The organism is Leucobacter sp. Psy1 (genome assembly GCF_020096995.1).
Taxonomy (GTDB): Bacteria; Actinomycetota; Actinomycetes; order Actinomycetales; family Microbacteriaceae; genus Leucobacter.
The window spans coordinates 3151378-3171548 of the sequence record NZ_CP083692.1 but is presented as its reverse complement, the minus strand read 5'-3'; the positions used below and the strand labels follow the sequence as shown (position 1 = coordinate 3171548).

Here is a 20171-nt window from a genome sequence, read left to right as displayed (position 1 = left end):
TCTCCGCGGTTGCACCGTTTTCAGTGGTGCACTCGCAGCGTCATCATCCCTGCCGCACGTGCAGCAGCCATACCAATGTCGCTGTCTTCGACGACGAGACAGTCGTGCGGTTCGATGCCGAGATGGGTTGCTGCCCGAAGAAAAAGATCGGGGGCCGGCTTGGGGTGCGCCACCTCATCCGCGGCAATCGACGGAACGCCAAGCAATTCGGGCAGGGCGATCTCAATCGTTCGATCCACCCGCTCTCGTCGACTGTTGCTCGCGATCGCCACTGGTGCCCCTGCCGTTCTCAACTGGCACGCGAGCGCATATGTGCGCGCCAGGGGACGCAGTGCCTTTCGGAAGCATGCCTCTAAGCGGCCCCAATACATCGAGTGGATCTGTTCGGCGGAGATCCCGGTGCGATGCTCCATCATCCGCACTCTCGCGTCCACAGTCGCACCTACGGGTCCTGCCGTCGGGAGCGCGGTGCCCAGTTCGCGGGCGAGTTCATCCCAGGTGCGCGCGCAGTGCGGTTCTGAATCGACGAGCGTTCCATCGAGATCGAAGATGACGGCGACCTGACGGGGCAGTAAGTCAGCGTTCATGAGGCGATGAGGCGAAGTCTGCAAACTGCGGCCGGGTCCCATATCTCTCCAGTGTTTCGCGCTGGAGGGTGATGCCCAGGCCGGGAGCTGTCGGGACGTCAAGAAGTCCGTCGGGTGTGAGCTCCCATCCGTGTTCGGTGAGCGCGTCGACGTACGCGGAACCGGTCTTGTACTCGACGAAATCGGTCATGGCCAGTGCTGAAGCGAGATGCAGGTCGGCCGCGAGTCCTACCGCGGTGTTCCATCCGTGCGGGATGAGTTTCATTCCTCGGTCCTCAGCGGACCAACCGATGCGCCGTGATTCGCTCAGGCCACCACCTTTCGTGGTGTCCGGTTGCACAATGTCAAAGGCTCGATGCGCGAGGAATGGCGCGAATGACTGTCGACGGGTCAGTACTTCGCCTCCGCTGATCGGCACTGTCGAATGTGCGCGGAGCTCGGCGAATCCCTCGAGGTCGTCGGGAGGGAGGGGTTCTTCGAACCAGGCCACTCCGTAGTCGTCGAGCATGCGCGATGTTCGCTTGGCCCAGTTCACGGTGCCGGGGAAGAATGCCTCCGAACCGCCGGCGTCGACTGCGAGGACGCTATTCCCCACGGCCGCTCGTGCCGCCACGACTGTGCGTTCGTCGGTGGAAGGGTCGACACGACCGAACTTCCCCCACCCGATCTTGAATGCTGTGAATCCCGCATCGACGAGAGTGGCGAGGGTGTCCGTCATCGGGCCGACCTCATCGATGAGCACTGACGCATAGGGGCGCACCTGTTCGCGGTACCGTCCCCCCAGGAGTACCGACACGGGTTGCCCGGTCGACTGGCCGAAGATGTCCCAGAGAGCGATATCGATCGCGCTTGCAGCGTGCGTCAGTGTGCCGCCGCGTCCCATCCAAAAAGAAACCTGGTGCAGGGTTTCGCTCAGCTGGGAAACCTGACGGGGATCGCGACCGATGAGGTGCGGTTCGAGGAGCTCGAGCGCGCCGGTGACGAGGCGCTCGCTCGTGAAAGCGCTGCCGATCCCCACCTCGCCAGTATCGGTGTGGACCGCTACCAGGGTGTGGACCACGTCATCTGGCTGCAGCTCGTGTGTCCACCCGCCCTCGGGCGTCGCTCCTCGGAGTCCGCAGGTGTCGATTCTGGTGATCTGCATCGGTGCCCTTCGTTCAGCGCAGGCGTTCGGTGGTGAGTTCGTCATTGCGACCCTAGTCGATTGTCGACAATGATTCAAATGTGTGGTTCACTTCGGGCGGAAGGATCGCTACGCGTCGCTGGTCTCATCGACCGTGCCTGCCGGGTCACGGTCGTCACTGAAGTGGGTGCGGATATGTGCAGCAACTGCATCCCGGAGGAGGGCGGAGTCTGCGCTTCGCAGAGCATGCACGAGGAAGCGGTGCTGCTGAGCGACCGCTGATGCGTCACGGTACAAGCCGGCGTCGCGGTGGAAGTAGGCGCGTACGCGGGGCTGAATCGAGTTCCAGATCTGTAAGCAATGAGGCTGTTCCGACCGTTGCATGATGAACTCATGGAAGCGGACATCGACGTCGGCGAGTGCCTGGAGGTCCCGGTCCCGCGCTGCATCATCCATAGCACTGATGAGGGAGTCGAGATGGGCGTGGTCCTCATCGGTCAGGCGAGGCATAGCCTTTTCGAACGCGAACTGCTCGAGTGTGATCCTCACCGGCACTAACACGTTGTCGATTTCGTCCTGGGAGACGCCGAGTACCTCAGTGCCCCGGTACGGGTGGGAAACGACGAGCCCCTCCTGCTCCAGCTGCCTCAACGCTTCGCGAACCGGTGCGCGGCTGGTGCCGAGCTGCTCGGCGAGGGCGGACTCGGTGAGACGCTGACCGGGTTGGAGCGCGCCCGAGATGACGGCCTGTCGGAGCGTCTCGGCCACCGCATGACGACGCGAAGCAGAAGAGATCGCAGGCAATACGGGAGGCGACTGCATGGATGCAGCGTAGCAAAATAGAGGGGGCCGTTGACTCTTCGGTTATCCGACAACGGGGGAATCGCCCGCGTGCGCTAGGCACGGGGTTGAGGCCGCGAGACGCGGTCGGCGATGAGTTCGACGTTGAACTCTGATGCACAGAGCGCTCCGTGGCTGGCGATCCGCTCCTCTAGCAAACCTAAATGCGAATGGTGAGAGTAATCATCGTGGAGGGCTCGATCCCGCCAGTCCGTGAAGTCTGCATTCACTAGTCAGAGTAGAAGATGAGTGGATTCGATCAGGAACTCGGAGTTGTCTTTCACATCTCGCCACAGAAAACCATAGGCCCGCAACCACTCGGCAAAAAGGTCGGCAAGGTCCTCAACGGCATGCCGCACTTGATAGGTGTAGCCTTTTTCTGCGGGCTGAGGTAGGTTTCGAAGTATCTGTTCGAACTTGAGCCAATGCGGTTCTACCATCAATGACCAGGCATCCGTCACGGTCTCTTCGTCGCTGAACGGAGTTCCCATAGCAATTCCAGCGACACGGCGCGCGGCAGCGACATTACCAAGAGCCTTCCATGGATGCTGCACTGCAGCGACGATATCTTGTGCGAGAAGGCCCACATCGAGATGACTCTGATAGTCGACCATGGCTATGCGAGTCATGGCGTTACGGGCGGCATCGAGTTCAACAATAGGCAAGGTTGTTTCAAACGGCTCCCGGTACTGTTCGGGAACACCCAATTCGGCGCGATACTCGTCGATGACAGTATCTGCCAGGCTTAAGAATGTTCCTCTAGCCCACCCCACCCCCTCAAGAGAGACAGATTTCTCGCCAGCCTGACTCATTGCTGCATGCTGTGCTTCGTGCAGAACTGTTCGTTTCACGTGGAGTTCGCGCCATTCTGCGCTCTCTTCTAGCCACCTCGCGTGTTCGATACTGCCAGCCTCGCGCGCAGCCTCTGGAAGTTCAAACAAACCTGCGGGGAGCACGATATGTATATCCTCACCAACGTTAAGTGTCTTTGCGGCCAATATTCCCGCACCTCGTTCGTCATCGAACGAGTTCCGATACTGCCCCATTGGTAGCCGGCTCTTTATGGACTCAACCAGATTGCCTGCGAGGACAAGGAAAACCTTGTTTGGCTCTGGAACCACACCACCTATCGCGGCACAGCACGCAAGCATGAGTGGAGTCGGCATCGATTTCTCGGGGTCCATCCCTAGTCGCGCAATCTCGATGCCCTCAACGGTGAAGCCCGATAACGGTGTGTCCTCAGTCCTTGAGCCGAACTCTGCATTCATGTACGTATCTTCGCAGAAGGAGGGCTTCCACTAGCTGGCGCTCCTCAGGCCTTTTGTCGCCCCGCCCTACCGGCGCAGCATGAGCCGACCGAAGCCCGTGAGCGTGCGTACATCGCGGTGGAGTGGGGGGATGAGCACAAGCAGACCCGCGGTCGCCGCCGCCGCCGCGAGCCCGGTCACGAGAGCAACCCAGGCCCCCGCGACGGGCATGGCGGCTGTGGACGCTGCCCACGCGGCGAGCGCGGTGACGGTGGAGGCGGACAGCATGCGGAGCGCACCGCCGTAGAGCGGTCGCACCGGGAGGGTCGTGATCCGGGACAACCAGAAGATCGATACCGGCCACGCGATCGCGGGAGCGAGCGCGAACCCGATGCCGACTCCGATCACGCCGAAGAACGAGCCGGCGATGATGCACACGGCGCGAAGGGCGGTCGACACGAGGGAGTACCGCAGCAGTTGGCGGCTGAGACCCCGGGACACGTAGACCCAGTACCCGACGAAGGAGAGCGTCGTCAGTGCACCAGCGATCGCGAAGCACCGCAGGAGCGGAACTGCCGCCTCCCACTGCGGGCCGAGCATGATCGTGACCACGGGATCCGCCATCCCGCAGACCAGGAGCAGCGGGAGGCCCAGCGAGTACCCGAGTGCGAGCTGCCCCGCCGTGACGAAGTGGTCGAATCGCTCACGATGCTCCTGTGCCCGCGACAGCACGGGGAGCGCAACGTTGGTCAGAGGGGAGCGAATCTGGTTGAGCGGCGTCATGATGATCTGGAAAGCGCGGTTGTAGAGGCCGAGCGATGTGGTGCCGAACTTCGCGGCCACCACGATGGTGTCGATCTGGGCGGCCCCGTAGGTGATGAGGCCGGTGACGACGAGGTGCCAGCCGAAGGCGACGAGACCGCGCACGTCGTGCTGCCGCGAGTACCTTCCCGGGAGCCACCGGCCGAACCACACCAGCGTGACGAGCAGGATCGCCGCAGCCGCCAGCTGCTGGACCACCAGCGCCCAGTATCCGGCGCCGAGCAGTGCTGCCACGACGGCACCCCCGAGCGCGAAAGCAGCGGAGACGATGTCGGCGACTGCGAGTGCGCGGAACTGCAGTGCGCGCATGAGCTGCGCACGGTACTGCGTGGCGAGCCCGTTCACGACGAAGACGATGGACAGCACCTGGAGGATGCCGAGAAGATCCGACTGTCCCGTCAGCCACGAGACCGGCCACGCGGCGAGGAACGCGATGCCGGCCAGCCCGGCACCGAGACCCGTGTTGATCCAGAAGAGATTGTCGCGCTGACCGTTCGTCAGGATCGGTGCCTGCACCGATGCCGAAGTGAGGCCGAAATCGCGGAAGATCTCGCCGACTCCGACGACGACGAGGGCGATGGCGAGCAACCCGTAATCATGCGGCGAGAGAAGCCGGGCGAGAATCACCACGGAGAGGAGCTGAAGCAGGATCCTCGCCAGCTGGGCGCCCATGGTGAACAGCGCCCCGCGAGCGGCCGAGTGGGCGAGTTCGTCCGTCATGGTCATCGCTATCGCCCCGACAGGAGTGCCGCGACCGCGGGGCGCAGGTGGTCGATCCGAGAGCGGCCCGCGGCCTGCACCTCGACGGCGCGCTCGGCGAATCCGTACGAACGGGTCGCGGCGAGTACGGCCCGGCTGGTGGTCATGGCGTCCTCGATGTCGACGACGTGCTCCCACCCCAGCTCCGAGAGGAGAGGTCTGAACTTCCGGGAGTACGCCATCGCGATGGCCGGGGTTCCGGTGGAGAGTGCATTGAGGCAGGCGTGCATGCGCGCACCGATCACGACTCTGGCGCTCGCGAGCGTACGACGCGCCTCGTCGAGATCGACGGGAACGACCAGATCGAGGTCTCCTTCGTACTCGGCGTGGAGCTCGCGCGACGCATCGATGTCGCTGTCCGCGGCGTCCGAGGCGAGTACGTGCGGCATGAGCGCGATGGAACGGCCGTCGGCACGCAGGCCGGCGATCACGAGCCGCACTGCTCGCTGATACTCCACATGATCGACGTGGGGGTTCTGCTGCCAGAGGAGGCCGGAGACATTGAGTACCACGTCGTGGGGCACGCCGATCTCCGGCGGATCGATCGCGAAGACCAGGTCCGTCGTCGTGGCGTCTACGGGCCGACCGAGACGCGCCGCAGCATCCGCGCTCCGCGGGTCTCGAGCGAAGACGAGACTGGATCGCTTCAGGGAACGTGCGGCGAGTGCACGGGCCGTGCGCTTGCCGAACGGGCCGATGGTCTGCGGAGCCATGATGCACCTCGCGCCGGCCTGAGCGGCGAACTCGTGGATGAGTGACATCGTGAGGTGCCGGTCCATGCCGTAGATGTCGGCGAAGCTGTCGCCTGAGCGCGTGTCCCAGAAGACATCGAACGAGGACAGCCACTCCATCATCGGCGAGCCGGGGAGCACGCGCTGCTTCAGCAGAGAGCGAGGAGACCACGGGACGGCCGAGGGGCGCGACCCGTAGTTGAGCACCTCGAACTCGACTCCGTCGTGCACCGACGAGATGAGGTCGATCGACCCACGGCCGAGGACGCGAACGCCGAGGTTGGGGGAGACGTCGTCAGCCCAGGCGATGAGGATGCGCATGTTGCCTCGATCCTCAGACCCGCACGCGAGCGGCTCGGCGTGCCGACCTGCCGACGTGCGTGGACGAGGGGCGAGTCGCTTCGACGTAGTACCCGTCGGCGTTGCGACGCTGACGGGCCTTGTTGAGCACCGCGCCGGCGATGCGGCCGCCCGCGGTCTCGAAGCTGGTCACGGCGTGCGCGAGCTGCGACTGGCGCGTGCGCCCGGCGTCGACGACGAGGACGGCTCCGTCGACGAGCGGGGAGGTCAGGTTCGCGTCGGCGACGCTCAGGATGGGCGGCGAGTCGATGATGATGTAGTCGTACTGCGGGGTGACCGCGTCGATCAACTGTCTCATCGCCTCCGATGCCAGCATCTCCGATGGATTCGGCGGGATGGTTCCCGCCGGGAGCAGGTCGAGCGTGGTGCCTTTCCGTTCGATCCGCGCCTGTTCGAAGGACGCATCGCCGAGGAGCACGGAGGTGAGGCCCACTGCCCCCTCTACTCCGAAGAGGTCGGCGATCCGCGGCTTCCGGAAGTCGGCGTCGATGAGCAGTACTCGGCTCCGCGCTTCAGCGAGCGTCAGGGCGAAGTTCGCGCTGAACGTCGACTTGCCCTCACGCTCGGAGGTGGAGGTGACCATGATGCGCTGGAGACGCTCGGAGACCCCGGCGTAGGTGAGCGCGGATCGGACTCGCCTGAACTCCTCCGATGCCCGGCCGAGCGGCTCCTGAGCCACGAGCAGCCCGACGCCGCGCTTGCCGCCGGGGACGCGCGAGATGGAGCCGAGCACCGGGAGCGGCACGGCGGCCTTGAGCGCCGCGGCATTCGGCATGCGCGTATCGAGTACGCCGTAGACGAGTGCTGCCGCGATCCCGGTGAGAAAGCCGACGGCGGTCGCGAGGATGGTATCCCGAGGTTTGTTCGGTGAGACCTGGAAACGTGGACTCTCAGCCGCGTCGACGATCGAAGCCGTGATCGACGGGGCTCCTTCGGCGCTGCGAGGCGAGACCTCCTGCACAGCGTCCGCGAGCTGCTCGGCAATGGCGTTTGCGATCTGCGCTGCGCGATCGGGGGCACCGGCCGCGGCCTGAACGCTCAGGATCACCGTGTTGGTCGGACTCATGACCTCGACGTGCTTGGCGAGTTCGTGGGCATCGACATCGAGCCCCAGATCCTCGATCACCGGGTCGAGTACGCGAGACGACGTGGCGAGCTGCGCGTAGGACTGCATCTGGTTCTGGGCGTAAGTGGTGCCCTGATTGAGGTCCGTCCCACTGCTCCCCTGATTGATGGACACGAAGAGTGTTGCCGTCGACTGAAATACCGGGGTGGCGAGCAGCGAGAACGTGACGCCGAGGATCCCTCCGATCGCGGTAAAGATGACGACGATGTACCACCGCTTCTTCAGCGATGCCCAGATCGTCCCCAACGTCCATGCGGATGTGCTGTCGGTCACCGTGAACCTCCCCTGGTCGGTGCTGGTAGAAGAGCCGGCGACGTGAGTCGCTCGGCGAAGTGGGATGCCTGCGGGATTCCTCCCGGCTCGGGCTGTCGCCGTGCAGCCATGTTCAGCGACACCGCCAGACCCACCGTGAACCAGAAGAACGTCGAGTACTGCGTGATGAACGCGACCGCGAACAGGCCGGGAATCTGCGCCGCGATAGCGATGCTTGCGGCGTTCGCGCCGCCGCGCCTGACGATGGGAAGGATGGTGCACAGGAGCACGACGATGAGCAAGAGGGTGGGCGCCCAGCCGACACGCATCGCCGTCACCAGGAGCGCGTTGTCGATCGAGCGAGCGAACGAGCCGAGATAGTCGCCGTTGACCGTGAGTCCTGTAATGTCGGGCGCCGCACCGACCGGTCGGAGCACCTGCAGGACCGAGAAGAGATCGAGGCGGTAGTCGGCGCTGCCGCCGGCCTCGGTGCCGGCCTCGAGGAAGACACGGCCGATGAACGGCACGATGACGGCCGCCGCGACGATGCCCGCGGCGGCGGTGAGCAACCGTGCTCCACGGGAGAGGGCGGGGAGCACGAGTACCGAGAGCGCCACCGTGATCACGAAGGTGACCAGGCCGATCCGGCTCAGGGTCATGACGATCGCCGCAGCGATCACAACGAGGAGGGCGAGCTTGACGAGTATGCGCCACTTCGTCGCCAGCAGGAACGCGGTGGCGAGGGAGAGCGACGCGCCGAGGGCGATCGAGTGGCCGAACGCGCCTTCGGCGCGAATCAGTCCGCCGCGGGGCTGCAGGGGCGCCCACACACTGGCGAGACTGTCCGAACCGAAGGTGACGAGTGCGAAGAGGTTGGTCCCCGTGAACGCCTCGACGAGCGCCAGGGCCGCGGCGGCGCCCGCGATGACGGCGATCGCGCGGAACAGGAACTCCTGGCTTACCCGGGTGAGTACGAGGCGGCCCCACAGGTACGGGATGAGCCACTCGGTGACGGCGCTGACGGCCCCGGCGAGCGACGTCATCCCGAGCGCATACTGGGCGATCACGAGGACGAAGAATGCGGCCATGAATCCGTCGGCGGGGGAGAGTTCGATGGAGCCCGAGCAGGTCACGATCGCCAGAATCGTGACCAGGGTGATCGCCGACCAGAACGGCCCCACGCTCACGCCGACCCAAATCGGTACGAAGCAGAGTACGAGGAGCCACACCACGACCGTGACCCGGGGTGCGGCGCGGAGCACGAGCACCGCGGTCACCGCTGCGGCGAGACCGCCGAGTGCGATGAGAGCAGTGCTCGTGTCTCCCATGATCAGCCGATCTTCGAGACGACGAAGTTGTCGAAGGTGATCGCGGTCGGTGCGGTCGAAGAACTGGTGCGGCTCGCGCGGAGGCCGACCGGCCCAGCGGTCTGCAGTCCGGGTTCGGCGTCCTGCGCGGTGAGCTGCCAGTTGGCAGGCTCAGTGCCGCCGCTCTTCCACAGCTTCGCCCTGAGCTGCGTCGTGTCCGTTCCTGTGACCTCCACCTTGAGGGTGAACGTGTCACCTGCGCTGTAGGTCAGGCCGGAGAGCGTGGAGGTCTGCAGCACCGTGGACCCTCGCTGGGCGACGAGCCACACGGTGCCGTTCGGGCGCAGCCAGGCGTGCACCAGGTAGGTTCCCGCGGCACCTGCATCCCTCGCGACCACACCGGCGTAGACCGCCCCGCTGTCCGATGCGGCATCGGAGGAGAGATCAACCTGGGCCGTGTACTCGCGCAGCGGCGTCTGCGCGAGCGTCCCGAGCCGGGTGCTGCCGACGCCGAGGTTCAGGCGGGCCTTCCCTCCTGAGACCGAGGCCGCAGCGGTTCCCCCGGAGATTGTCCAGGGGCCGCCCACTTCGGCAGTGCCCCACGAGGCGGTCGCGGTGCGTTCGAAGGCGTCCTTGAGAAGCGGTCCGGCGACCGGTGGTTCGGTGACGGTGACCTGTTTCGCGGTGGAGTGGGTGGCGCCCTGGTTGTCGGTGACGGTGAGGGTGACGTCGTAGTCGCCGGCTGCGGTGTAGGCGTGGGTCGCGGTCTTGCCTGATCCGGCTGCGGTGTTGTCGCCCCAGTCCCAGCGGTAGGAGGCGATGGTGCCGTCGGCGTCGGTCGAGGTGCTGCCGTCGACGGAGACGGTGAGGCCGGTCGCCGAGGTGGTGAACCCGGCCACGGGAGGCACATTCGCGGGTGGCGGGGTAACGGTGACCTTTTTGGCGGTGGAGTGGGTGGCGCCCTGGTTGTCGGTGACGGTGAGGGTGACGTCGTAGTCGCCGGCTGCGGTGTAGGCGTGGGTCGCGGTCTTGCCTGATCCGGCTGCGGTGTTGTCGCCCCAGTCCCAGCGGTAGGAGGCGATGGTGCCGTCGGCGTCGGTCGAGGTGCTGCCGTCGACGGAGACGGTGAGGCCGGTCGCCGAGGTGGTGAACCCGGCCACGGGAGGCACATTCGGCGGGGGCGCGTTCAGATCGCGAACGGTCACCCGGTCGAACGACACCGGTCCGACCGCGGTCGCCGACCCGGCGAGGTTGTAGCGCACGGACGCGTATCCCGCCTGCTGCAGTGCGGCCGTCGTATCGGTCGTGCTGAGCTGCCAGTTCTGCGGCTCGGTGCCGCCGCGGGGCCAGATCTTCGCGCGGAGCGTGGTCGGGCTCGAGCCGGTGACCTGTGTCTTGACGGTGAATTCGTCACCCTGCTTCCAGCTGAGCCCCGAGACGGCCTGGGTGCCGATGACGGTCGTGCCCTGCTGAGCGACCAGCCAGACGGTGCCGTTGTTCCTATGCCACGCGCTGACGGAGTAGCCGGCACTCGCGTTCTGCCTGAGCGTGGCTCCGACATAGCCGGACCCCGTGCTCGGCCCGTAGCCCATGCGGTACTCGAGCGTCGTCTCGGAGTCCTTCACCGACAGGTTCTGCAGGGCCATCTGACGCGTGCTGCCCGGGGAGAGTGCGAGCACTCCGTGCGTCCCGTTCGTCGACGCAACGTTCCCGGATCCGAGCATGGCCGTCCAGAGACCACCGGTCGGTGCCTGACCCCATCCGCTCGAGACCACACGATCGAAGTCGTCCTGAGCTGCGTAGCGCGTCGACTCGACCGTGACCTCACGGCTGATCTCAGCGCTGGAGCCGAGGCTGTCTGTCGCTGTCAGCGTGATCTCGTAGGTGCCGTCCTCCGCGTAGGCATGGGAGGCCCTGGCTCCGGTCGAGGTGGGCGAATCGTCGCCCCAGTTCCATGAGTAGGAGAGCGTCGCTCCGTCCGAAGCGGTCGTTCCACTCGCGTCGGTCGAAACGGTCAGCCCGGCTGCGGAGGACTCGAAAGCGGGAACCGGCGCGGCGTGCGTCACCGTCACCTGGTGTGTCTCGCTCGCCGTACCGCCGCGGTTGTCGGTGACCTTCAGGGTGACCGGATACGTGCCCGCCGCTGCGTAGGCGTGCGATGCGAGGGCGTCAGAACCCGCCGGGGTGTCGTCGCCCCAGTCCCATGAGTAGGAGGCGATCGAGCCATCGGCGTCGCTCGACGCGGTGCCGTCGACGGTCGCGGTCAGTCCCTGCGCCGTCGTCGAGAACGCGGCGGTCGGGGGAGTGTTCGGTGCCTGCACCGTCACGGCCCGTTGCGTCGAGCCGACGAGTCCGCGGTCGTCGCGGACCGTGAGCGTGGCCGTGAAGGTTCCGGATCGCGGATAGTCGTGCGTGGTCGTCGGCGTGGGCCGTGACACGACCGGTGACCCGTCGCCGAAGTCCCAGGCGTACTCGGTGAGGCTGCCGCCCTCCGCCACGGTGGAAGCGGAACCGTCGAAGCCGACAGCGAGGTCCTCGGCCGTCGCGGTGAAGCTCGCCGTCGGTGCCTGTCGCCCCGTGCCGATGGCGTAGTGGGTCGAGATCTGGGCGGAACTCAGGGCCGTCGGGTAGACCGCGACCTCGTCGATCGCTCCGGAGAACCAGTCCGAGCTTGGGCGGTCGGGCCAGCTGCCGAGGTTGTCCCCTCCGACGCGCCAGTACCCGCTGAAGCCCTCACCGTTCGTGACGCTCGGATCCGCCGCGACGAGCTGGCCGTCGACGTAGAGCTTCATGCCGTCCGCACCGAGTGAGGAGGCCGCCTGGTGCCATTTGCCATCGTTGTAGCGCGACGCCGAGGTCACGACCTTCGTGGATCCGGGGTAGACCCCGAAGTTCAGGCGACCGTCGTTGCGCATGTAGATGTGTCGGTCGTAAGAAGAAGATGACCCGCTCTGCGCGTTCCCGTACCCGATGAGCTTGCCGCCGCGGGTCGAGGAGGTCTTGAACCAGAGTTCCGTCGTGAACTCGGTGGGCGTCGCCGGGCGAGACGATGACGACACTCGGCCGTTCGTCGTCCCGTTGAAGTTCGAGAATCCAGTGGCCGATCCCTGGACCGCGCCGGGCTGCTCGGCCTGCACTCCGGTTCCGAAGGCGGGCGGATTGGTGCCCGCCCAGTCGGCGCTGCTGTCGCCCAGCGGGTAATAGAGGTCTGCGCCGTCGTCGATGACCGCGCTCGTGTAGGCCGTGGCGGGTTCGGAGCTCGCCGTCGCGGTCACCGGTTCGCTCGTGACGGTGTTGCCATCGCCGTCCTTGACCGTGATGCGGTAGGTATAGGACTGTCCGGCCTGTACCGACGAGTCGGTGAGGCGTATGGAGGGCACGTTCCACCACCCGTTCGACTTCTTGACGGTGTCGATCACGCCGTTGCGACCGCTCCGCGTCAGTTCGTAGGTGAGATCGCGGTCGTCTCGATCCCAGGTTCCGGCGATCGACAGGCGGATGCGCCCGGGGATCACCGTCGACGCGCTCGGCGCGCCCCAGTTGCCGGTCGTCCGGATGCGCGGCCCGTCCTTGGCGCCGGTCGAGGGTTTGGTGGAGAACCGCACGATGCCCTCGTATCGCCCCTGGTTGACTCCGGGAAACTCGCCGGCGACCGAGATGACATCACCGGCACCCGTGATCGAGAGGCCGGCCTGACCCATGCCGGTGCGTGAGGCGTCGCCGGTGTAGAAGTCCGGGTACCACGCGTACGCCGAGGGTGCGGCTTCGCCCTGCCAGTCCTTGTACGTGGCGCCGGCAGCCGGCTGCCTGCCGAGGGTGCCGCCCACCTCGGCGGTCATCGCGTGGATGTACTTGTGCTCGCGCGGGTTCTGCTCGGGCCACAGGTTCATGGTGCTGCAGGCGTGGGTGTGCGTCGTCGAGTAGACCACCTTGCCCGTCGAGTAGACCCCGTAGTGGTCGCCGAGGCAGTCGGCGATCCACTTCGTGCCTCCTGAGGAGGAGTTCAGCGCCACAATGCCCTCGAGGTTGCCGGTAGCCGCGTCGGCGTAGACCCAGCCGGTGCCGTAGACCGCGGAGGCGTCGGCATTCAGGCCGTAGATCCCTGCCTTGCCTTTGGTGCTGCCAGAACCCCAGCCGTTCTTGACCTTCTCGGTGCCGGCCCAGGTCTCGTTGATCTGGCCGGTGGAGCGCTCGAACGAGACTAGCCCCCGCCACTTCCCGTTCCCGTCGACGTCCGAGAAGCGTCCGCCGTAGACGACGTGGGTGCCGTCGGGGTCCAGGACCATCGCATCGACCTGCTGATCCGTCTGCGAGTCCCAGTCGGCACGGAGCGCGCCGTTCGCGGCGGCGAACGCTGCGACGTTCTTGCGGGCTGTCCCGTTCGCCTGAGTGAAGAGACCGCCGACATAGACGGCGTCGGCGTCGGCCGCGAGCGCGTATACGCCCGAGCCGCCGATGGAGGCATTGAACCCGGGGAGCAGCTCCCCGGTGCGCGCGTCGAGGGCGGCGAAGTTGTAGCGCGTCTGGTCGTTCACCTTGCTGAAAGATCCGCCGATGTAGACACGGCTGCCGTCTGGGGAGGTGGCGACGGCCTTCACCACACCCTCGACTTTGGGCGCGAACGGCAGGAGGCCGCCGGAGTTGATGTCGAACGCGAGCACATTCGATCGCGGGGTCAGCGAGGTGCCGGGTGCCGCGAGGGCGGCGCGGGCGTTGTCGAACTTGCCGACCGCGTAGACCGTGGTGCCCGAAGTGGCCTGCGCCCACACGTATCCGCCGTCGATCTGCACCGTCGGCAGCGGGTCGCTGGTGGCGACGTTCTCATCGCGCTGCAGGAGCGGCGGCGGTGACGGTAGCGGATCAGCGGCCGAGGCCGGCGCAGTGCCGACGCCGAAAACGATCGCTCCCGCGAGCAGCGCCGTGCTCGTGAGCGTCGCGAGGACGGCTCGCAGGCCGCGTCCACCAGATGACATGGGGTACTCCATTGTTCAGGGCGTGTGTCCGGCGAACTGCGCGACGGGTTCTCCCGCCGCGTAGTTCACGGTGACCGTGATGTCCCGGTTTGCGGCCGGTTCGAGGATGAAGAGGTAGCTGCCGGACGCGCTGTCACCGGGGTCCAGTGCTCCGGTCAGCGGACTTCCCCCTCCGGCGTTCGTGGGGATGCCGTGCTCTCCGTCGTCCGCCTCGAGCGTGACGACGGCGGAGTCGACGCTCTGCGGTTCTGATGACGCGTTGGTGACGGTCACTGCGACTTCCACTGCTTCGCCTGCCATGTCTCCCGGCGTCTCGGCCTCGACTGACGTGGTGGCGATGGAGTCGAGCGTGACGGTCACCTGCGTATCGAGCTCGATCTCCTCGTCGCTCTCACCCTCGATCACGGGGAGCTCAGGGGCGGCCGTCGGACCGAGCTCGCCTGCGGTCGGTTCCGGCTGGTTCGCCGCGGCGTCAGAGTTCGCTGAATCGGCCTGCCCGACGCACCCTGAGGTACCGATGATCGCTGCGAACGCGATCGCGACTGAGAGCCACGCACGCGTCCCCTTGCCCCTGTTGCTCGACATGGCGCCGTCCTACTGCTTGGCGGTCGACGCGGTCGAGCTCCCCGTCTCGCTGCGATGACCGATAACGCATGGTAGAAGCGGGATTTCCTGGTGGGCAACGACTTTCAGTAATTGTCACTGACCCCGAAAACGGTCAGTGGTTCGCGCGCGTGGAGTGCGCTCTCCAGATTCGGATTCCAGCGAGACTGCCGGTGATCGCGGGCCACAGCGAACGGCGCGGGCGCGCGAACTGTCGGCGCCCGCCCTGCAGGAGAATACGGTAGGAGACGCGGGGCGTCGCGCGCACCCAGCGCCGACCCGTCGGGCGGGGCAGGAACTTCGCCGCATACAGGAGCCGATTCCGGGTGTTGTAGTAGTAGTAGATCGGCGACTTCGCCCGCTCTTCGCTCGCGACGCGGTGGGTTGTGCCCTCGTCGTGCACCGCCGTGAGCTCGGGGTCCACGCGCACGGTGCCTCCGGCGAGCACGACGCGGCGAGAGAGGTCGACATCCTCCCAGTAGAGGAAATACTCCTCGTCGAATCCCCCCAGGCGCTGCCAGAGGTCTGCGCTCAGCATGCAGCACGCGCCGCTCACCCAGGTGTGAATGAGACCGGGGTCGGCGTCTGCCGGCCGTCGGCTCGTTGCACGCATCTCGCCACGCTCCAGATGGAGGTCGACTTCTGCCGAGTAGAGGCGGCCGTCCGGCCGCAGCACGGTCGGAGCGAGCTGGAGAAGCGGATCCGCGCGCACCTGTTTCTGCATCCTGTGGATCGTGGCTCTCGTCAGCCAGGCATCGGGATTGAGGAGGAGGAGTTCGGTGGCGCCCCGGGCGATCGCGAGCTCAGCACCACGATTGTTGCCACCGCCGAAGCCCTCGTTGGTGGGCAGCGGCACGAGGGTCCACCCGTAGCCGGCGCAGACCTCCTCGATCTCCTCGCGTTCGGCGGCGGAGCTGAAGTTGTCGACCACGATGACCTGGCCGGGAAAATCCTCACCGAGGGAGCGCACGAGATTCGCTTCGACCACCTCGTGCGAACCGTAGTTCACCACGAGTACGGCAACGTGGGCGAGAGCCTCCGCGTCGCGGGCCGGCCGGCTCATGAGCGCGACCGCCGGAACCGGGGCGAGAGCCGGGAGCCGTCGATCGTCTCGATGCCCCCCGCGAAGTTCAGGGTGTGCAGTCTCGAGCCGCTCCATCCGTCTCCGGGCCGGTACTGCGCGATGACCCGCTGCTCGAATCCGTCGTCGTCGAGACGGGTGATCTCCGCGACCGCCATGGCGGCGCCGTACCCGCCGCGGCAGTCCTGCACGGGTCGAAGCAGTCGGCCCCCTTCGGGTATCACGTGCCCGGCTGGCCTGGCGCTTCCGATGTCGACCAGCACGGGATTGTGCGCGTGCGGCGTCCACGGCCCCCAGAGTTCGGGTGCCGACCAGAGGCAGAGGCTGTCCGAGAGCGAACCGCCGAAGTCGACGGTCGCGGTCATCCACCACTTGCCGGCGTGCTGAAACGGGGTCGCGTCGCTCGCTGCGACGCCTTCCAGCAACACGCTGTGCCGTTCCCACTTCCACGGGAACTCCACGGAGCGGTAGAGCTCGATGGTGCGTGCGTTCGAGGTCTCCGGAATCATCCAGACTTCACCGGCGTGGGCGAGCACGCACGGGTACGAGAGGTGGACGTCGTGGGTGAGGACGGGCACGGGCGTGCCCTCCGGACCCTCGGATCCCATCGGTACGGCGGAGATGACTGCTCGTTGCCGGCGGTGGTCGAAGTCTTCGACGAAGAGCACCGTCTGATCCTCGTGCGCGAATGGAAACGGGTCGGCGTAGAAGTGCAGGCCGTCATCGGGGAGGTCGTGCCAACCCGACGAGGGGAGTGCGGGCGCCGTGATCGAACCTGGCCCGGTACTGCGACGCCAGCCGACCCGCCAGTGCGGTGCGCGGTAGGCGAAACGGTAGGCGACCCGGATCGTGCGCCCGAGAACCCGTCGCACGGCGAGTTCGGCGTACGACCGCGGGCGCCGCGCGGCGGTGCGATCCTGCAGGGGAGCCGAGAACGGCGAACCGGTGATCGCCCCGAGGACCAGGGTGGCGACGCCCGCGCCGAGGTCGGGAAGCGCTGTCGCGAGCAGACCCGGTGTCTCGCTGCCCGGTCGTCCGGTGGCGCGTACGCTCCCGGCCGTGTCGACCACCGTGACCACCGGCAGCGTGCCGGACCTGAGCGCGTCGGCAGCGGCCTCCTCACCGGGTGTCCCGTCGTACAGTACGCGCCAGTGACGCTCCCCGGGGGTCGAGGTGAGATCGAGCACGATGTCAGCGCCGGAGGCTGACGAAGTGTCCGTCGATGCGGTGAGACGGCCCCTGGCCATGCCGCCGGGTGGCAGGTGGTGCAGCAACCGCTCGAGGGCGAGCAGTCGGCTCAAACGGCGGGACGCCCGGGAGGGTGGATCAGACAGCAGACGGACCGCGACCTCGCAGTCGGGCAGGTCTCGGAGTCGACGCACGAGTTCCTCGTGCCAGCGGCGCTGCTGAGCCGCGCCCAGCAGCATCTCGATTCGCATTCGTCTCCTTCAACGCCATGCCCTGCCCCGACTATACTCAATCCATCTCGGCGCGGTGCCGGGCGGTCGATGACGACGGCGGAGGTGAGATGCGAGCGGTCAGCGGATCAGAGAACGGCTACCGGGCCGCGCTCGACCGCCTGCGTGCCGCGCAGAAACCGTCAGCCGGAACCCCGCTCTATTCGCGACTCGTGAACCGTCCCCTCGGTCGCAGATTCGCTGCGTTCGCGTACGTGCGGGGTGGGACCCCGAATGGGGTGACGTTCGTGAGCGCCGCGTGCACGTTCTCCGCGATCGCGCTGGTCGCGCTCCTGCCGCCCGCCTGGTGGCTCGGGGTGATCGTCAGCGTGCTCCTCGTGCTCGGGTACGCCCTCGATTCTGCCGACGGACAGCTCGCGAGGCTGCGCGGCGGGGGCAGTGTGCAGGGCGAGTGGCTCGACCACACGGTGGACGCGGCCAAGGTCCTCACCATTCACGTCGCGATTCTCGTCTCCGCATATCGTTTCTTCGATCTTCCGGCCGTCTGGCTGCTCGTGCCGATCGTGTATCTCGTCGTCGATAGCCTGCTGTTCTTCGGCATGATGGAGCGCGACCTGCTCCTCCGCACGGTGCCGAGCGGCGCGGGTGCACCTCCCGCTTCGTCGGGGATCGTCCGGGCGATCTTGATCCTCCCCTCCGACTACGGGCTGTTCTGCCTGATCTTCCTGCTCCTCGGGTTCCCGCCGGCCTTCTTCGCCGTCTACACCGTCATGCTCGTCTGCAACTCGCTCTTCCTCGCGCTCGCACTCGCGAAGTGGTACCGCCAGCTGGGCGGGATCGCCCATGGGTAACCTTCATGGGCTGCCCTCAGTCGTCATCGCGATACCGACGTTCCGCAGACCGGACCGGCTCGCCGACCTGCTCGAGGGACTGCCCAGACGTATCGCTGAGGCCGAGGCGCTTGCCGCTTGCCGAGTGCTCATCGTCGATAACGACCCCGAGGGATCAGCGGAGGCGGTCGCGCATACGGCAGGTGCCGCTGATGCGCTCGCACTGACCTACGTTCGGGAGGACACGCCGGGTATCGCCGCGGCGCGAAGTCGCGCGCTCGCGGAGTCCGCGACCGACGACCTGCTCGCGTTCATCGACGACGACGAGGTACCGAGGGAGGGGTGGCTCTCTGCGCTCCTCGAGACGCACGCGGGCACTGGCGCTTCCGCCGTCATGGGCAGGGTCGTCACTCGGTTCCCCGACGATGTGGACCCGTGGGTACTCGCCGGAGGATACTTCCAACGACCATCCAGGGAAACAGGCACCCGCTTGCCGATTGCGGCGACCGGCAATTTGCTGCTCGACCTGCGCGTCATTCGGCGGCTGGGACTCGATTTCGACGACAGGCTCGGCCTCGCCGGCGGCGAGGACAGCGTCTTCACCCGTGAACTGGTGCGTAGGGGAGGCACCATCGTCTGGTGCCAGGAATCCGTAGCGGTAGATCACATCGAGCCGGACCGGCTCACCCGCGATGCCCTGCTCAGGCGGGCATTCGCCCACGGAAATGTGGAGGCGCGCATCCGGCTCGCCGAGGTCGACGGTGCGGGGAGACGGGTGCGCTGGGGCGTTCGCTCCCGCGTCTTCCTCCGGGGCCTCGCACGCGTGGTTCTCGGCTCGGCGCGCACGGCCGCGGGCCGAGTGACCCGCAATCTCGCCCACGACGCCCGCGGACGACGAACATCGCACCGCGGCGCAGGGATGCTCTCCGCCGCCAGAGGAACCACATTCGAGGAGTACCGACGATGAGCGCCACTGCCGAGACGCCGCGCACCCAGGGAAGCACCACCCCCGTCCTCCGTGTCATGCAGTCGCTCGGCACGCCGAGGCCGACCACGAACCCGTACAACAAGATGCTCGACGAGGCCCTTGGCCGGACTGACGGGATCGAGCATCTGCGCTTCACCTGGGCCGGGGCGCTGTTCGGCAGATACGACGCGTTCCACTGGCACTGGCCCGAGGTGAAGCTGCACGGGAGCACCTGGTGGAAGTCCGTCGTGCTCTCGATGCTCACGATCCTGCTCTTCCTGAGGCACGCCCTCTCGCGACGCATAGCCGTGGTGCGCACCGTCCACAATATCGAGCTCCCCGACGACAATGCGGCGAGACTCTGGATCCTGCGACGTATCGATGCGCACACCGACTACCGGATCGTGCTGAACACCACGACGGCTCTGCCGGAGGGAACGCCCCACAGCCTCATTCTGCACGGTCACTACCGGGACTGGTACGCGCCCTACCCGCATGCCGAGCGGGTGCCCGGGAGGCTCAGCACCTTCGGTGGGATCCGCAGATACAAGGGCATGGAGACGTTCATCGATGCCTATCGAACGGCCGTCGAGCTCGAGCCGACTCTCACCATTCGAGGCGGCGGCAGACCGACGACGCCCGAGCTCGGTGCCGAGCTCTCGGCGCGCGCAGCGGATCTTCCGGGAGTCACCCTGCACCTCGACTTCTTGAGCGACGCCGAGCTCGTCGAGGTCGTGACCTCGGCGGAACTCACGGTGCTGGCCTACCGGTTCATGCACAATTCAGGCAGCGTGCTCGCGGCGCTATCGCTCGATCGACCGGTCCTCGTGCCTCGGAACGCCGCGAATGCGGCGCTCGCCGCCGAGGTCGGGGCGGAGTGGGTCATCATGTACGACGACGAGCTCGACGGTGCGCAGTTGCTCGAAGCGTGGCGGGCTGCCGCTCGCCTCCAGGGGCGCCCTGACCTCTCCCGTCGCGAATGGGGGGACGCTGGTTCGGCGCACGCTGCCGCCTTCCGCGAGGCGGTGCGGGTGAAACGCTCAGGCTGAGTGTTCCGGCCCGACCCGTGTGCGACCCGGTTCTGATGGAAATACCTGATGAGGCTGAGGAGGTGACCCGAGTCATGCGGAGTCCACAACCGATTT

Annotated in this window: 15 protein-coding genes; 3 read left to right on the top strand and 12 right to left on the bottom strand. The window is 66.6% G+C overall.

Going from position 1 to position 20171, the window contains the following annotated elements; translation table 11 throughout:
- Window positions 1-20: 20 nt before the first annotated feature.
- From K8P10_RS15030 to K8P10_RS14975, 12 genes are all read right to left on the bottom strand, one after another.
- The gene (locus K8P10_RS15030; protein ID WP_224779690.1) at window positions 21-629 is read right to left on the bottom strand and encodes an HAD family phosphatase; all 609 of its coding nucleotides are present in this window, start codon (window positions 627-629) and stop codon (window positions 21-23) included.
- Window positions 577-1731, bottom strand: coding sequence for a mandelate racemase/muconate lactonizing enzyme family protein (locus tag K8P10_RS15025; protein WP_224779689.1), 1155 nt, complete (start codon window positions 1729-1731; stop codon window positions 577-579). The genes K8P10_RS15030 and K8P10_RS15025 overlap by 53 nt, the downstream gene beginning before the upstream one ends.
- A gap of 108 nt (window positions 1732-1839) precedes the next feature.
- Complete coding sequence (locus K8P10_RS15020; RefSeq protein ID WP_224779688.1) at window positions 1840-2532, bottom strand: GntR family transcriptional regulator; 693 nt, start codon at window positions 2530-2532, stop codon at window positions 1840-1842.
- Window positions 2533-2783: 251 nt separating this feature from the next.
- On the bottom strand, window positions 2784-3818 hold the full coding sequence (locus K8P10_RS15015; RefSeq protein ID WP_224779687.1) for a hypothetical protein: 1035 nt from the start codon (window positions 3816-3818) through the stop codon (window positions 2784-2786).
- Between the two features lie 66 nt (window positions 3819-3884).
- The gene (locus K8P10_RS15010) at window positions 3885-5345 is read right to left on the bottom strand and encodes a lipopolysaccharide biosynthesis protein (RefSeq protein ID WP_224779686.1); all 1461 of its coding nucleotides are present in this window, start codon (window positions 5343-5345) and stop codon (window positions 3885-3887) included.
- A 2-nt stretch (window positions 5346-5347) separates the two neighbouring features.
- Window positions 5348-6430, bottom strand: coding sequence for a polysaccharide pyruvyl transferase family protein (locus tag K8P10_RS15005; protein WP_224779685.1), 1083 nt, complete (start codon window positions 6428-6430; stop codon window positions 5348-5350).
- A gap of 13 nt (window positions 6431-6443) precedes the next feature.
- Window positions 6444-7868, bottom strand: coding sequence for a polysaccharide biosynthesis tyrosine autokinase (locus K8P10_RS15000; RefSeq protein WP_224779684.1), 1425 nt, complete (start codon window positions 7866-7868; stop codon window positions 6444-6446).
- A complete protein-coding gene (locus K8P10_RS14995; protein ID WP_224779683.1) occupies window positions 7865-9175 on the bottom strand; it encodes a hypothetical protein in 1311 nt (436 codons plus the stop codon). Before K8P10_RS14995 ends, K8P10_RS15000 begins: the two co-directional genes overlap by 4 nt.
- Window positions 9176-9177: 2 nt before the next feature.
- Entirely contained in the window at window positions 9178-14127 is a 4950-nt protein-coding gene (locus K8P10_RS14990) for a PKD domain-containing protein (RefSeq protein WP_224779682.1), read from the bottom strand.
- 15 nt (window positions 14128-14142) lie between these two features.
- Window positions 14143-14712 carry a DUF4352 domain-containing protein gene (locus K8P10_RS14985; protein WP_224779681.1) on the bottom strand — a complete coding sequence of 190 codons (570 nt, stop codon included), beginning with the start codon at window positions 14710-14712 and terminating at the stop codon, window positions 14143-14145.
- A 133-nt stretch (window positions 14713-14845) separates the two neighbouring features.
- Window positions 14846-15793, bottom strand: coding sequence for a glycosyltransferase family 2 protein (locus tag K8P10_RS14980; protein ID WP_224779680.1), 948 nt, complete (start codon window positions 15791-15793; stop codon window positions 14846-14848).
- Complete coding sequence (locus K8P10_RS14975; protein WP_224779679.1) at window positions 15790-17250, bottom strand: hypothetical protein; 1461 nt, start codon at window positions 17248-17250, stop codon at window positions 15790-15792. The genes K8P10_RS14980 and K8P10_RS14975 overlap by 4 nt, the downstream gene beginning before the upstream one ends.
- Before the next feature lie 89 nt (window positions 17251-17339).
- On the opposite strand from K8P10_RS14975, the gene K8P10_RS14970 reads away from it, so the two are divergent.
- The 3 genes from K8P10_RS14970 to K8P10_RS14960 are packed head-to-tail and all read left to right on the top strand — an operon-like array spanning window position 17340 to window position 20075.
- The gene (locus K8P10_RS14970) at window positions 17340-18080 is read left to right on the top strand and encodes a CDP-alcohol phosphatidyltransferase family protein (RefSeq protein ID WP_224779678.1); all 741 of its coding nucleotides are present in this window, start codon (window positions 17340-17342) and stop codon (window positions 18078-18080) included.
- Window positions 18073-19026: a glycosyltransferase family 2 protein gene (locus K8P10_RS14965; protein WP_224779677.1), complete on the top strand. Its 954-nt coding sequence runs from the start codon at window positions 18073-18075 to the stop codon at window positions 19024-19026. Before K8P10_RS14970 ends, K8P10_RS14965 begins: the two co-directional genes overlap by 8 nt.
- Entirely contained in the window at window positions 19023-20075 is a 1053-nt protein-coding gene (locus K8P10_RS14960; protein WP_224779676.1) for a glycosyl transferase, read from the top strand. The genes K8P10_RS14965 and K8P10_RS14960 overlap by 4 nt, the downstream gene beginning before the upstream one ends.
- Window positions 20076-20171 lie beyond the last annotated feature (96 nt).

Excerpts from the sequence above, each read along its gene's own strand:
- K8P10_RS14990 (WP_224779682.1), bottom strand. The coding sequence starts at position 14,127 with ATGTCATCTGGTGGACGCGGCCTGCGAGCCGTCCTCGCGACGCTCACG.
- K8P10_RS15010 (WP_224779686.1), bottom strand. The coding sequence starts at position 5,345 with ATGACCATGACGGACGAACTCGCCCACTCGGCCGCTCGCGGGGCGCTG.
- K8P10_RS14985 (WP_224779681.1), bottom strand. The coding sequence starts at position 14,712 with ATGTCGAGCAACAGGGGCAAGGGGACGCGTGCGTGGCTCTCAGTCGCG.
- K8P10_RS14975 (WP_224779679.1), bottom strand. The coding sequence starts at position 17,250 with ATGCGAATCGAGATGCTGCTGGGCGCGGCTCAGCAGCGCCGCTGGCAC.
- K8P10_RS15030 (WP_224779690.1), bottom strand. The coding sequence starts at position 629 with ATGGGACCCGGCCGCAGTTTGCAGACTTCGCCTCATCGCCTCATGAAC.
- K8P10_RS14980 (WP_224779680.1), bottom strand. The coding sequence starts at position 15,793 with ATGAGCCGGCCGGCCCGCGACGCGGAGGCTCTCGCCCACGTTGCCGTA.
- K8P10_RS15015 (WP_224779687.1), bottom strand. The coding sequence starts at position 3,818 with ATGAATGCAGAGTTCGGCTCAAGGACTGAGGACACACCGTTATCGGGC.
- K8P10_RS14995 (WP_224779683.1), bottom strand. The coding sequence starts at position 9,175 with ATGGGAGACACGAGCACTGCTCTCATCGCACTCGGCGGTCTCGCCGCA.
- K8P10_RS15025 (WP_224779689.1), bottom strand. The coding sequence starts at position 1,731 with ATGCAGATCACCAGAATCGACACCTGCGGACTCCGAGGAGCGACGCCC.
- K8P10_RS15005 (WP_224779685.1), bottom strand. The coding sequence starts at position 6,430 with ATGCGCATCCTCATCGCCTGGGCTGACGACGTCTCCCCCAACCTCGGC.
- K8P10_RS15020 (WP_224779688.1), bottom strand. The coding sequence starts at position 2,532 with ATGCAGTCGCCTCCCGTATTGCCTGCGATCTCTTCTGCTTCGCGTCGT.
- K8P10_RS14970 (WP_224779678.1), top strand. The coding sequence starts at position 17,340 with ATGCGAGCGGTCAGCGGATCAGAGAACGGCTACCGGGCCGCGCTCGAC.
- K8P10_RS14960 (WP_224779676.1), top strand. The coding sequence starts at position 19,023 with ATGAGCGCCACTGCCGAGACGCCGCGCACCCAGGGAAGCACCACCCCC.
- K8P10_RS14965 (WP_224779677.1), top strand. The coding sequence starts at position 18,073 with ATGGGTAACCTTCATGGGCTGCCCTCAGTCGTCATCGCGATACCGACG.